This window comes from Luteibacter sp. HAY1-4A (assembly GCF_056755355.1).
The window spans coordinates 33,878-46,461 of sequence record NZ_JBNDHZ010000007.1; the positions used below are offsets into that span (position 1 = coordinate 33,878).

Here is a 12,584-nt window from a genome sequence, read left to right on the forward strand (position 1 = left end):
CGATGCCCGCGGCAGCGGCCACGATGGGTGCGATGCAAGCGGCGGCCCCGCCGCCGTGGCCTGCGTTGCGTGACGAGTTGGCCATTCATCCCGCGGGGCGGAACCGTGACGGCTCGCCCGCGTGGCACCTGTCCGATCCCGTGCGTAACCAGTTCTTCCGCATCGGCTGGCTGGAGTTCGAGATCCTGCGGCACTGGTCGCTGTGCGATCCGGCACGCATCGCCGAAGCCGTGGCAGCGAACACCACGCTCGCCCCCGAGCCCGAAGACGTCGTGGACTTCGTCCGCTTCCTGCAACAGCAGCAGCTCCTGCGTGCCGCGATGCCGAAACGGCAGGGCTCGGCGATGCACTGGCTGTTGCAGAACTACCTGTTCATTCGCATTCCGCTCATCCGGCCAGAGCGCTTCCTCCGGCGGGCGCTGCCTTATGTGCGCTGGATGTTCGGCACGCGGTTCCTCGTCGCGACCCTGATCGCCGCTGTGCTGGGTTTGCTGCTGGCGGCACGCCAATGGGACACCGTGCAGGCCAACCTGCGCGGCGCCATGAGCTGGGACGGCGTGGTGGCATTCGCCGGCGCGCTCGTTTTCTCCAAGTGCTGGCACGAGTTCGGGCACGCGTTCATGGCGACACGCTATGGCGTGCGGGTGGGCCACATGGGCGTGGCGTTGCTCGTGATGTGGCCCATGGCATACACCGATACCGGCGAAAGCTGGAAGCTGGAAGGATCGAGGCGCCGCCTGGCGATCGCCTCGGCGGGCGTCATGGCGGAGGGCGTGCTGGCGGCGTGGTGCACGCTGCTGTGGTCGTTCGCGCCCGAAGGCAACTTCAAGAATGCATTGTTCTTCCTCGGCACGACGGCCTGGGTGCTGACCATCGCGGTGAACGCCAGTCCGTTCATGCGTTTCGACGGCTACTTCATCCTGGCCGACGCGCTCGACTATCCCGGCTTGCACGAGCGGGCGGGGCGCTGGGCCAAGCGCTGGGTGCGACGCACGCTCCTGGGCATCGAGGACCCCCGTCCCGATGCCGTATCGCCGCGCTTCGCGGCGTTCCTCACCGGCTTCGCGTTCTTCACATGGTTGTACCGGCTCACCCTTTTCGTGGGCATCGCCGTGGTCGTCTACCACGCGTTCTTCAAGGCCCTTGGCCTCATTCTCTTCCTGGTGGAAATCGTGACGTTCGTGGTGAAGCCTATGTTCTACGAAGTCCGGACATGGTGGGCGCGCCGCGCGGAGATCCAGCGCGCCAGATTGGGCCGCTGGCTTGCCGTGATCGGCGCTCTGGCCATCGTTCTCTTCGTGCCGTGGTCCTCGGGCATCACCGCGGACGGGCTGGTGGAAGCGGGCATCGAACAGCCGGTGTTCACGCCGTTCCCGGCCCGCCTCGAGCATGTCGGCGTTCGCGAAGGCGATCACGTGAAGCCGGGGCAGGTGCTGTTCGAACTTTCGGCGCCGTCACCGAAAGACGAGACGGCGAAAGCCAACGCGTTGCGCGATGCCTACGAGTCCGCCGCGCGTGGCGCGGTGGCGCTGGATCGCGACGGCGTCGCCAAGCAGGTGGTCGCCGAGCGCATGGCCGACCAGTACGACGTGCAGCGGCAGGCAAGCGACGCCGAACTCCACCGCCTGCGCCTGGTGGCGAGCGAAGGTGGCGTCGTGCGCGACCTCGACACGACGCTCCAGCCGGGCAACTGGGTGTCACCGGGCTCGCGCATCGCCACCGTGGTAGGCGGCACGCGGTGGCGTGCTGACGTGCTGGTATCGGAAGCGGACCGCGCGCGCCTCGTTCCCGGATCGGAGGTGACCGTGTATCCGCATGGCCGCTGGAATCCGCTGCATGGCCGCGTGGTCGCGGTGGACAACGGCGCGATGGAGCACCTGCCCAACCTGATGCTGGCGAAGAACCACGGTGGTCCTATCCCGCTGAATCCCACCGCTCCCGCGAAGGACCTGAAGCCCGCGTCCGCGTGGTATCGCGTCCGCGTCGAAGGCGACGGTCTCGACTCGCCCGTGCCGGCCGAGGAACTGGCCACGGTGCACATGGAGGGCCGCCGCGAAAGCATCGGTCGCCGCTGGGTCGACAGCGCGCTGTTGATCCTCCTGCAGCAGACGGGGCTGGGGAAGGAAGGCTGATCCCGTTCATCGCACGGGAATGCAACCCGATTCTCGCTTGCGCGCCCGCGCCGGATATGCGACACGGGACGTTCTTGCAATGGAAAGGAAGGGGCCGGCCGTGACGAAAGTTCGTGTGAATGGGTTTTCCGTCTCCGCCGACGGCTTCGCTGCCGGTCGCGACCAGAGCCTCGAGCAGCCGATGGGTGTCGGCGCGGAAGGACTGCATCGCTGGCTCACGGGGACGAAGACCTTCCACGCCATGGTGGGCAAGGAAGGGGGTTCCACGGGAGTGGACGAGCGCTTCGCCGCGCAGTCGATGGCAGGCCTCGGTGCATGGGTCATGGGCCGCAACATGTTCGGTCCGATCCGCGGCGAATGGCCGGACGACGAATGGAAGGGGTGGTGGGGCGATACCCCGCCTTACCATTGCCCGGTGTTCGTCCTCACCCGCTACCCGCGGGATCCCCTCAGGATGGACGGCGGCACGGTGTTCCATTTCGTGACCGGCGGCGTCGACGAAGCGTTGTCCCGCGCGAAAGCCGCCGCGGACGGTCGCGACGTACGGATCGGCGGGGGTACCGAGACCGTTCGCCAGTATCTTCAGTCCGGTGCCATCGACGTGCTGCACATCGCGGTATCGCCTGTGCTGCTCGGCCAGGGTGAGGCGCTGTTCGCCGGCCTGGACCTTCCGGCCCTGGGATACGAGGTGACCGAGTACATGCAAGGCGAACAGGCCATGCACCTGGTGCTCGGCCGGGCTTGATCGTCAGCCGAACCGCGCCCGCATCGCCTTTTCTTCCTGCACGATCCGCACGGTCAGGGGCACGAGGTAGATCGGCAGGCCGATCGCCAGGGTCTTGAAGCTGTGCAGGGCCAGGCACAGGCCGACCAGTTCGGGAAGGATGTTGAGGAAATAGTTCGGGTGGCGGATCGCGCGGAACAGCGGATGCGTCACGAGCTCGTGGTCGCTGGCGATGATGAGCTTCACCGTCCACAGCCGGCCCAGCAGGTGCACCACGTAGTAGAGGAACAGCAGGGCGACGAGGTACAGCGCGATGCCCACGGCGGCCACCGCGTCGAGTTGCGGGCCGCGGGCCCAGCCCTCCCAGATGGCGGCCACATAGAAGAGCACGTGGCAAAGGGCGAGCAGGTTGCTGTTGAGCGCGCCGTATTCGACGGCGCCGGCGCGCTTCAGCGCGGCCTCGTGGCGCAGGGAGACGACGAGGCTGGCCACACGGCAGACCACGGCGAACACGGTGAAGGCGAGAAAGAACGACATCATTACTTGCGAAATCCTAGGGGTATGGAATAGCCGGGGCGCAGGATAGCGCCCGATGATTCCCGACAGGGCACGGTCCTGTCATCCCCCGCGCCGGGGTTGCCAAACCCGTTTCGGTCTCCATGTGACACTGAGGCAAATCTCACCTTCGTGGAGCACTCCATGGCGCACCCGGCGCTTTTCCAGCCCATCTCCATTCGCGATCGCGAACTACCGAACCGCATCGTCATCGCCCCGATGTGCCAGTACTCCGCCGAAGACGGCCAGATGAACGACTGGCACACCGTCCACCTGGGCCAGCTCGCCCGGTCGGGCGCGGCGCTGCTCACGATCGAAGCGTCGGCCGTCCTGCCCGAGGGACGCATCACCTGGGCGGACGTGGGCCTTTACGACGACGCCACCGAAGAAGCCATGCGCACGACGGTGGAAAGCGTGCGGCGGTGGTCGGACATCACGCTTGGCATCCAGCTGAACCATGCGGGACGCAAGGCCTCCACGGAGGTGCCCTGGGCAGGTGGAGCGCAGCTTTTGCCTGACCATGCGCGTGGGTGGCAGACCGTCGCACCCTCCGCCATTCCTTTCCATCCCGACAACCATTCTCCGGTAGCGCTGGACAAGGAAGGGCTGGGGCGTATTCGCGATGCCTTCGCCGCCGCGGCGCGACGTGCAGCCCGCCTGGGCCTGGATTTCGTCCAGTTGCACGGTGCACACGGATACCTGCTGCACCAGTTCCTGTCGCCGCTGTCGAACCAGCGTACCGACGAATACGGCGGCTCGCTCGAGAATCGCATGCGCTTCCCGCTGGAGGTTTTCGACGCGGTACGGGCGGCGTTCCCGGCCGACCGGCCGGTGAGCATGCGCGTTTCGGCCACCGATTGGGTGGAAGGCGGATGGGACCTTGAGCAGACGATCGCGTTCGCCAAGGCCCTGGAGGCGCGCGGTTGCGACGCGATCCACGTTTCCACGGGCGGCCTGCACCACGCGCAGCGCATCGCCGTCGGCCCCGGCTACCAGGTGCCGTTCGCGCGCGGGGTGAAGCAGGCGGTGTCGATGCCGGTCGTCGCGGTGGGGCTCATCACGGACCCGGAGCACGCGGAGGCCATCGTCGCCACCGGCGATGCGGACCTGATCGCGCTGGCGCGAGCGATCCTTTACGACCCGCATTGGCCGTGGCATGCGGCGGCCCAGCTTGGGGCCACGGTGCGTGCTCCCAAGCAGTACCTGCGTTCGCAGCCCTCGCGACTGCGGCACCTGTTCGCCGTGGACGGCCCCGTCGATCCGTCACCTCACTGGTCGCGCGGTGAGGACGGCAAATATCGATAGGGCGGGTCGAGGGGCGTGGTGGGATAGGATGTGCAAGCCCGTAGCCACGCATCCGCCATACAGTGCCATCCCCCGCGTAAGGAATCCTTGCCATGGCCGCGCCCGTACCGCCGTTCACCCAGGAAACCGCCGTCCGCAAGGTTCGCCTTGCGGAGGACGGATGGAACAGTCGCACCCCGGAGAAAGTGGCTCTGGCCTATTCGCCGGACAGCCAGTGGCGTAACCGCGCGGAGTTCGTGCGCGGGCGGGCGCAGATCGTGGAATTCCTCACGCGCAAGTGGGCTCGCGAGCACGAGTACCGGCTGATCAAGGAGCTGTGGGCGTTCACCGGCGATCGCATCGCCGTGCGCTTCGCCTACGAATGGCACGACGACAGCGGGAACTGGTTCCGCTCCTATGGCAACGAGAACTGGGAATTCGACGAGGCAGGCGAAATGCACCATCGCTACGCGTGCATCAACGACCTCCCCATCGCAGAGAGCGAGCGAAAATTTCACTGGCCTCTGGGGCGCCGTCCGGACGATCATCCGGGGCTCTCCGACCTGGGCCTCTAGTTCGATGACGAAAGAACCAAAGCGCTGCCCATGGGCGGGCACCGATCCGCTTTACCTGGAATACCACGACACCGAATGGGGCGTACCGCTGCACGACTCCCGCATGCTCTGGGAGCAATTGATGCTCGAGGGTTTCCAGGCCGGGCTGTCGTGGATCACCATCCTTCGCAAGCGCGAAAACTTCCGCAGGGCGTTCAAGGGATTCGAACCGGCGAAGGTTGCGCGCTTCGCGGAGAAAGATATTTCGCGCCTGCTCGAAGACCCTGGCATCGTCCGCTCCCGTGCGAAGATCGAGGCCACGATCGAAGGCGCGCGCATCTACGAAGCGATGCGTGAGCGTGGCGAGGACTTCGATGCCTATTGCTGGTCGTTCACCGACGGGAAGGTCATCCGTGGCGACGGACGCACCGTGGCGGCGCAAACGGCGTTGTCGGTCACTATCTCGAAGGACCTGAAGAAGCGTGGCTTCAAGTTCGTGGGGCCGACGATCACCTACGCCTGGATGCAGGCGGTGGGCATCGTCGACGACCATGTGCTGCGCTGCTTCCGGCGTTGAGTCCGATGGCCAGGAGCGTGGCTCCTACCGCACGCTGCCGGTGACCAGGGTGAAGGTCTGGAGGAAGTGAAAGTCGGGGCGATGCAGGGCGAACTCCGGGTGCCCCCGATCGCACAGGCGCTCCAGCCCTGCGTAGTCTTCGTTCGACAAGTAGGGCCGCAAGCGTTCGCCCCAGGAGTTCCGGAAGATGGCTTCGACGAGATAGTCCTCGTCTGCACGGCTCACCGGCGCCACGCGTTCGATCATCCGCGTTCGCGCTGCCACGTTGCCGAGACCGGCGGCGCGCATCGTGCCCACCAGTGACCGGACCGACGTGAGATCGCGTTCGTCCAGCGCGTAGCGATCGCGGTAATACTGCCGCACGGCTTCGTTGACCAGGCGCTCCAGCCGCGCATCCCAGGCGAAGCACATGTCGGGCAGCAATGAACTCTGGCCGAGCGCGATGCGTCCACCCGGACGGAGGAGGGACGCGGCCAGGCGCAGGCCCGTCACAGGATCGTGCAGGTGGTTGAACGTGTTCACCGACCACACGAGGTCGACGCTGGCGGGAGCGATCGGCAGCGCCGTCAGGTCGGCCTGTATGACGAGCGTCGTGGCATCCGTCACCGCGCGCGCCGCGGCGACGTGCGCCGCGGCAAGATCGATACCCACGACGCGGCCTTCCGGACCCACACGGTCCGACAGCCATCGCAACGCCTCGCCGGTGCCGCATCCGGCATCGAGCACATGCATGCCGGGGCGGAGGTCCAGCTCCGCCATCGCCTGCGCGATTTCCGCTGCCGCGAAGGCGTTGAAAAGCCGCAACTTGTCCGAGTAGTCGCGTGCGGCGGTGTCGCCGAGCAATCCGCGTTGCGTGGTTGGCCTGGTCATGCCGCCGTGAGTGCCGCGACGGCAGGCGAAGGTTGCGATACCTGGCCGGCGCGGCAGGGCCGGCGCTTTACGCAGCGAGCGAGAGCTTCGCCGCCGCGGCCGGCGTGTTGCGGAAAGCCACGCCCATCCGGTTGAACGCGCTCATGAGCGCGATGGCGACCGACAGGTCGACGAGTTCCTTCTCGCTGAATTCAGCCGCGGCCGCGGCGTAGTCTTCGTCGGGGATACCGGTTTCGGACACGTTGGCTACCGATTCGGCCCAGGCCAGGGCGGCCTGCTCGCGCCGGGTGAACACGTCGCCCGCCTCGCGCCACGCCGGCGTGAGGATCAGCTTCTCGAACGGGACGCCATGCTTCACGAGGTCCTGCGAGTGCATGTCGATGCAGAAAGCGCAGTTGTTGATCTGGGAGACGCGAAGGTAGACGAGGTTCACCAGGTTCTGGTCGAGCCCGCTCTGGCCGACGTAGCCGTGGACGGCCATCAGGCCTTTCACGCTGTCGGGAGCGACTTTCATATAGTTGATGCGTGCGTTCATGAGGGGATACCTGTGGGGGAAAAATCTTAGCTTGCGCCCCCGACGATCCTCCGGAAAGGGCCAAGATTCGTCGCTTTGGATGTACCATCCGCGCCATGGTCAGCCCGTTGCCCTCAGAGCCCACCCCTCCTGCCGCCGACGCATCGTTCACCGATGCCGATCGCGCCTGGATGGCGCGCGCGCTGGAACTGGCGGTGCATGCACGCGATGCGGAGGGCGAAGTGCCCGTCGGCGCCGTGCTGGTGCTCGACGGCGTGGCGGTAGGCGAGGGCTGGAACCGCAACATCACGCTCAGCGATCCGACGGCCCACGCCGAGATCCAGGCCTTGCGCGCAGCCGGCCAGGCGCTGTCCAACTACCGGTTCCCGGGCGCGACGCTCTACGTGACCCTGGAGCCCTGTGCGATGTGCGCGATGGCGATGGTCCACGCACGCGTGGAACGCGTGGTGTTCGGTGCCACCGATCCGAAAACCGGTGCGGCCGGCAGCGTCTTCGACACCCTGGTTTCGCCCCGTCACAACCATCGCGTGGCCGTGGTCGGCGGCCTGGAAGCCGAGGCGTCCGGCGACCTGCTCCGGGGTTTCTTTCGCGCAAGACGCTGAGCGCGGCCTAGCGGGCGTACGAGGCCAGCGCCTCGGCGCAGGGCAGCTCGACCTTCAAGGTAAGCAGCGCGTCGGCGCGCGTGACGCCCAGGTTCACCGAGGCGATGGGAAGGCCCCGGCGCGAGGCCTCCAGCACGAAGCGATAACCGGAATAGACCATCAGCGACGAGCCGACGACGAGCATCGCGTCCGCTCGCGCGAGGTGCGCCCAGGCGGTGTCCACGCGGGCGCGCGGCACGTTCTCGCCGAAGAAGACCACATCGGGCTTCAGGATGCCGCCGCAGATGGTGCACGGCGGTATCTCGAAGGTGGAGAAATCGACACCGTCGAGATCGGCGTCGCCGTCGGGTGCGACGTTGGCCTGCAAGGCCATCCAGTCCGGATTCGCATCCTCGAGACGCTGTTGCATGGCCTGGCGGGTGGAGATATCCCCGCACTGCATGCAGCGCACACGATCGAGGCGACCGTGCAGGTCGACCACGTTGAGGCTGCCGGCCGCCTCGTGGAGCCCGTCGACGTTCTGGGTGAGCAATAACTCAATGCGACCGGCGTGCTCGAGTGCCGCCAGGGCCCGATGGGCCACGTTCGGTTGCACCGATGAAAAATGCCGCCAGCCGATCATGCCTCGCGCCCAGTACCTGGCGCGAGCCGGCGGCCCGCTCATGAAGGTTTGCAGCGTCATGGGCGGGCTGCGCTTCCACGAGCCCTGGCCGTCGCGGTAGTCAGGAATGCCGGAATCAGTGCTGATGCCGGCGCCGGTGACGACGAACAGGCGCGAATGCGCGTCGACGAAGTCGTGCAGCCGGTCGGCGGAGCGGGCCTCGATGGCGGGCAGGGTAGTCACGGTGCGGGACTATAGCCCATCGACAGGCACCTGTTCGCGAAGCATGCGGAACACCCCGGCGGCATCTTCCGCGAAGCGGCGGATGGCGCGGTCGAGATGCGGCCTGCGCCCGTTTTCCAGCTCGCGCTCCAGCGCGAGCCCGATGCGCGACAGCTCGCTGGCCTCGGCCATGCCGAGGGCGCCCGACACCCGGTGCAGCCAGGCTTGGAGGTGCGCAACGCCCTCTCGCTCGAGCAGCCGGTCGAGATCCGCGATGTCGCTGGAAAGTGCCCGGTCGAGCGCGACAACGACCTCGCGCAAGGCCGCTTCGCCCCCCAGTGCGCTGCGCAGTGCGTCGACGTCGATGCACGGTGGCGTATGGGGAAGATCGAAGGCGAGTTCCACGATGACACGGTCGCCGATATCGGGGCCCTGCTCGGTATGCACCGTGCCGCCGATAGCGGTGACGATTGCTTCGGCCTCGCGCAGAAGCGATTCATCCGGTCCATGGGCCGCACGGTCTTCGGCCACCGTGAAATGCACGAGTTGTCCGGCGATATCGTCGCCCACCACGTCCACGTGCAGGGCGACGCGGCCGGCATCGCGCTCGAACGCGCGATCGAGCAGCAGGGAGAGCGCGTTCGCCAGTGCGTCCGCCGGTCCGACGAGCTCCTGCACGAGCGCCGGATCCACCTCCATGTCGAAGACGATGCCTTGCGCGTGCGCGGTTGCGCCGTAGTGCGTAGCGAGACGCGAGAGCACATCGGGAAGTGCCCGTTGCGGTTGCGAACGAGCACGCAGCCCGCGACAACCGCAAGCGGTACACCACGCGAGAAGGCGCCGGCGGAGTGGCGTCAGGAAGCGCGATATGCTCAACTCTGCGCTCCACCGGCGATATTCGAGACCAGTTCGCCGGTGACTGGACAAGCAAGAAAGGATGGATCACTCATGGTCTACCGCGTCATTCTGGCGGACGATCACCCCGTGGTGCTGAAGGGCCTCAGCCTGGCCCTGGCCAAGGACGGGCTCGCCACCGTCGTGGCAGAAGCGCAGTCGCCCGACGAACTGCTCGAGTTGCTCGCGACGACGTCGTGCGATGCGCTGATCACCGACTTCAGCATGCCTGCACCGGGGCGCGACGGGCTGGCGTTGCTGCGCGACGTGCGCCGCGCCTATCCGGCCCTGCCGGTGATGGTGATCACCACCCTGGCGAATCCGGCGCTTTATCGCGAAATCATCGGCACCGGCGTGCTCGGCCTGATCGGAAAATCGGCCGACACCCGGGAGATTCCCGAGGCCTTGGTGGAAATCCTGTCGAACCATGTTTACCTGGGAGCCTCGGTACGCGAATTGATCGGTGCGCCAGCGGGCGAACCGTTGGGGAAATCCGGGACGCTGGCCGACCTCTCCCCGCGGGAACTCAAGATCCTGCGCCTGTTCGCCGCCGGTAACAGCGTTACCGATATTGCCCGGGCCACCGGTCGTGGGCTCTCCACCATCAGCCAGCAGAAGTCGAACGCCATGCGGAAACTTCGGCTGGAGACGGATGCCGAGATCTTCGAGTACATCGAGCGACTGCGATTGTGAAACGCCGCGTGATGCAAGCGTGACGCAGTCACGATAACCATGCCGCGCTTCCGCGGACATGGAAGAAATCTCAAAACACATCGTATGCTTGCGGACATCGCAGTCCGAGGAGAGCCATCGGTGAGTGCCAAGATCAGTCCGCTTGCGGGCAAGCCCGCCACGGAAGCCCAGCCGGTCGACGTAGCGGCCCTGCTGGCCGCCTACCACGACCTGAAGCCCGATCCGTCGGTCCCCGAGCAACGGGTGGCATTCGGCACGTCGGGCCATCGCGGGTCGTCGTTCGACCGGTCCTTCAACGAGTGGCACGTCCTGGCGGTGGTTCAGGCTATCTGCGACTACCGCGCGCAGGTGGGGGTGGACGGGCCGGTATTCGTGGGTATCGACACCCATGCGCTTTCCGCACCGGCGTTCGAAAGCACGCTCGAGGTGCTTGCCGCGAATGGCGCTGTGGCACAAGTATCGGCCGGTGGCGAGTTCACGCCGACGCCCGCGGTGTCGCACGCCATCCTCGTGTACAACCGGGGCCGCGAGACCGGCCTCGCGGATGGCATCGTCATCACGCCTTCACACAATCCGCCCGAGAGCGGCGGCATCAAATACAACCCGCCGCATGGCGGCCCGGCCGATACCGACGCCACCGGCTGGATCGCCGCACGTGCGAACGCCCTCATGGAAGGCGGCCTGCGCGAGGTAAGACGGATGCCCTTCGCGCAGGCGCGCAAGGCCGGGACCACGCATGAATACGACTTCCTGCAGCGCTACGTCGGCGACCTGGGCGACGTGCTGGACCTGGAGATCGTCCGCGCCAGCGGCGTGCGCATGGGCGTCGATCCGCTCGGCGGCGCAGGCGTGCATTACTGGAGCGCCATCGGCGAGCGCTACGGCATCGACCTGACGGTGGTGAGCGAAACCGTCGATCCCACGTTCTCGTTCATGTCGCTCGACTGGGACGGCCGCGTGCGCATGGATCCTTCGTCCTCGTACGCCATGCAGCGCCTGATCGGTTTGAAGGACCGTTTCGACGTCGCATTCGCGTGCGACACGGACCACGACCGTCATGGCGTGGTTGCCCCGAGCACCGGCCTCATGCAGGCCAACCATTATCTCGCCACGGCAGCGTGGTACCTGTTCCAGAACCGGCCCGGCTGGCGCGACGATGCGGCGGTCGGCAAGACCGCCGTAAGCACGGCATTGCTGGACCGCGTGGCGGCCCACCTGGGCCGTCCGTTGCGCGAAGTACCGGTCGGCTTCAAGTATTTCGTGTCGGGGCTTTACGACGGCAGCCTCGGCTTTGGATGCGAGGAGAGTGCCGGGGCGTCGTTCCTGTGCAAGAACGCCGCACCCTGGTCCACCGACAAGGACGGCATCGCGGCCGCGCTGCTCGCTGGCGAAATGACCGCGCGCCTGGGCAAGGACCCTGGCCGGGTCTACGCCGACATCACGGCCCAGCTCGGCAATCCCGCCAACGCGCGCATCGACGCGCCGGCGAACCACGCGCAGAAGGCGAAGCTCTCGAAGCTGGCTCCCGAGCAGGTCACGTCCTCGACGCTGGCAGGCGATGCCGTGGTGGAAGTGACGAACAAGGCCGACGGCCAGTCGATCGGCGGTATCAAGGTGATCTCCGCCAACGGATGGTTCGCCGCGCGCCCTTCCGGTACCGAGGACATCTACAAGGTGTACGGCGAAAGCTTCCGCGGCGAGGAACACCTTCGGGCGATCCTCGAGGAAGCGCAGGCCATGGTCGACCGCGCACTGGCGGATTGAAGCGTATGAATCACGAGACGTCGCCCATCCGCGTCCTGGTCGGTTCGCGCAATCCGGTGAAGATCGGGGCGGTGCGCAACGCTCTTGCGCCGCTCTTTCCGGGCCGCCTGGTCGAATGCGAGGGCATGCACGCGCCTTCCGGCGTGCCCGATCAGCCGATGACTTCCGCCGAAACGCGCGAGGGCGCGATCAATCGCATGAACTACTGCCGCCAGCATGGCGACGCCGATTTCTACGTGGCGTTGGAGGGCGGGGTGGACGTGACCGAAGACGGACCCGGCACGTTTGGCTACGTGGCCATCGCCAACGGCGTCGATGTGTCGGTCGGTTGCAGCGCCTGGCTGCCGTTGCCGCCGGCGGTCTATGAAACCTTGCTCGAAGGCGAGGAACTGGGCGACGTCATGGACCGCCTGTTCGGCACCGTGAACATCAAACAGCAAGGCGGCGCCATCGGCCTGGTCACCAACGGCCACGCCACGCGCGAAAGCGCGTACACGCAAGCCATGGTGCTGGCGATGGCGCCTTTCCTCCATCCGGAGCTTTACGGGCTGCGGATGGAGGATTGAGGAGCGATTTG

13 protein-coding genes and 1 pseudogene are annotated in these 12,584 nt (G+C 66.7%); 9 read left to right on the forward strand and 5 right to left on the reverse strand.

Annotated features, from left to right (window positions below):
• The first annotated feature begins 2 nt into the window (after window positions 1-2).
• Both ACPYOD_RS03495 and ACPYOD_RS03500 read left to right on the forward strand, forming a co-directional pair.
• The gene (locus ACPYOD_RS03495) at window positions 3-2,132 is read left to right on the forward strand and encodes a hypothetical protein (RefSeq protein ID WP_481300344.1); all 2,130 of its coding nucleotides are present in this window, start codon (window positions 3-5) and stop codon (window positions 2,130-2,132) included.
• 100 nt (window positions 2,133-2,232) lie between these two features.
• A complete protein-coding gene (locus tag ACPYOD_RS03500; RefSeq protein ID WP_481300345.1) occupies window positions 2,233-2,877 on the forward strand; it encodes a dihydrofolate reductase family protein in 645 nt (214 codons plus the stop codon).
• Between the two features lie 3 nt (window positions 2,878-2,880).
• Here ACPYOD_RS03500 and ACPYOD_RS03505 read toward each other — a convergent pair whose 3' ends face one another.
• Window positions 2,881-3,396 carry an isoprenylcysteine carboxylmethyltransferase family protein gene (locus ACPYOD_RS03505; protein WP_481300346.1) on the reverse strand — a complete coding sequence of 172 codons (516 nt, stop codon included), beginning with the start codon at window positions 3,394-3,396 and terminating at the stop codon, window positions 2,881-2,883.
• Window positions 3,397-3,555: 159 nt separating this feature from the next.
• Between ACPYOD_RS03505 and ACPYOD_RS03510 the strand changes: the two are divergent.
• From ACPYOD_RS03510 to ACPYOD_RS03520, 3 genes and pseudogenes are all read left to right on the forward strand, one after another.
• Window positions 3,556-4,653: pseudogene (locus tag ACPYOD_RS03510) on the forward strand (NADH:flavin oxidoreductase/NADH oxidase); the annotation flags it as partial.
• Window positions 4,654-4,808: 155 nt separating this feature from the next.
• The gene (locus ACPYOD_RS03515; RefSeq protein ID WP_481300347.1) at window positions 4,809-5,270 is read left to right on the forward strand and encodes a nuclear transport factor 2 family protein; all 462 of its coding nucleotides are present in this window, start codon (window positions 4,809-4,811) and stop codon (window positions 5,268-5,270) included.
• Between the two features lie 4 nt (window positions 5,271-5,274).
• Window positions 5,275-5,826 carry a DNA-3-methyladenine glycosylase I gene (locus ACPYOD_RS03520; RefSeq protein ID WP_481300348.1) on the forward strand — a complete coding sequence of 184 codons (552 nt, stop codon included), beginning with the start codon at window positions 5,275-5,277 and terminating at the stop codon, window positions 5,824-5,826.
• Window positions 5,827-5,850: 24 nt separating this feature from the next.
• On the opposite strand, the gene ACPYOD_RS03525 is transcribed toward ACPYOD_RS03520, so the two are convergent.
• Complete coding sequence (locus ACPYOD_RS03525; protein ID WP_481300349.1) at window positions 5,851-6,696, reverse strand: class I SAM-dependent methyltransferase; 846 nt, start codon at window positions 6,694-6,696, stop codon at window positions 5,851-5,853.
• Window positions 6,697-6,763: 67 nt separating this feature from the next.
• Complete coding sequence (locus tag ACPYOD_RS03530; RefSeq protein ID WP_481300350.1) at window positions 6,764-7,231, reverse strand: carboxymuconolactone decarboxylase family protein; 468 nt, start codon at window positions 7,229-7,231, stop codon at window positions 6,764-6,766.
• Window positions 7,232-7,326: 95 nt separating this feature from the next.
• On the opposite strand from ACPYOD_RS03530, the gene tadA reads away from it, so the two are divergent.
• Complete coding sequence (tadA, locus tag ACPYOD_RS03535; RefSeq protein ID WP_481300351.1) at window positions 7,327-7,833, forward strand: tRNA adenosine(34) deaminase TadA; 507 nt, start codon at window positions 7,327-7,329, stop codon at window positions 7,831-7,833.
• 7 nt (window positions 7,834-7,840) lie between these two features.
• On the opposite strand, the gene ACPYOD_RS03540 is transcribed toward tadA, so the two are convergent.
• Together ACPYOD_RS03540 and ACPYOD_RS03545 are read right to left on the reverse strand one after the other, a co-directional pair.
• Window positions 7,841-8,668 carry an NAD-dependent protein deacetylase gene (locus ACPYOD_RS03540; protein ID WP_481300404.1) on the reverse strand — a complete coding sequence of 276 codons (828 nt, stop codon included), beginning with the start codon at window positions 8,666-8,668 and terminating at the stop codon, window positions 7,841-7,843.
• Window positions 8,669-8,686: 18 nt separating this feature from the next.
• A complete protein-coding gene (locus ACPYOD_RS03545; protein WP_481300352.1) occupies window positions 8,687-9,418 on the reverse strand; it encodes an Hpt domain-containing protein in 732 nt (243 codons plus the stop codon).
• A 186-nt stretch (window positions 9,419-9,604) separates the two neighbouring features.
• Here ACPYOD_RS03545 and ACPYOD_RS03550 point away from each other — a divergent pair, with 186 nt between their 5' ends.
• The 3 genes from ACPYOD_RS03550 to yjjX all read left to right on the forward strand — a co-directional run bounded on the left by ACPYOD_RS03550 (window position 9,605) and on the right by yjjX (window position 12,573).
• On the forward strand, window positions 9,605-10,243 hold the full coding sequence (locus tag ACPYOD_RS03550) for a response regulator (RefSeq protein WP_481300353.1): 639 nt from the start codon (window positions 9,605-9,607) through the stop codon (window positions 10,241-10,243).
• A 120-nt stretch (window positions 10,244-10,363) separates the two neighbouring features.
• Complete coding sequence (gene pgm, locus ACPYOD_RS03555) at window positions 10,364-12,007, forward strand: phosphoglucomutase (alpha-D-glucose-1,6-bisphosphate-dependent) (protein ID WP_481300354.1); 1,644 nt, start codon at window positions 10,364-10,366, stop codon at window positions 12,005-12,007.
• A gap of 5 nt (window positions 12,008-12,012) precedes the next feature.
• The gene (gene yjjX / locus ACPYOD_RS03560; protein WP_481300355.1) at window positions 12,013-12,573 is read left to right on the forward strand and encodes an inosine/xanthosine triphosphatase; all 561 of its coding nucleotides are present in this window, start codon (window positions 12,013-12,015) and stop codon (window positions 12,571-12,573) included.
• The last annotated feature ends 11 nt before the right edge of the window (window positions 12,574-12,584 follow it).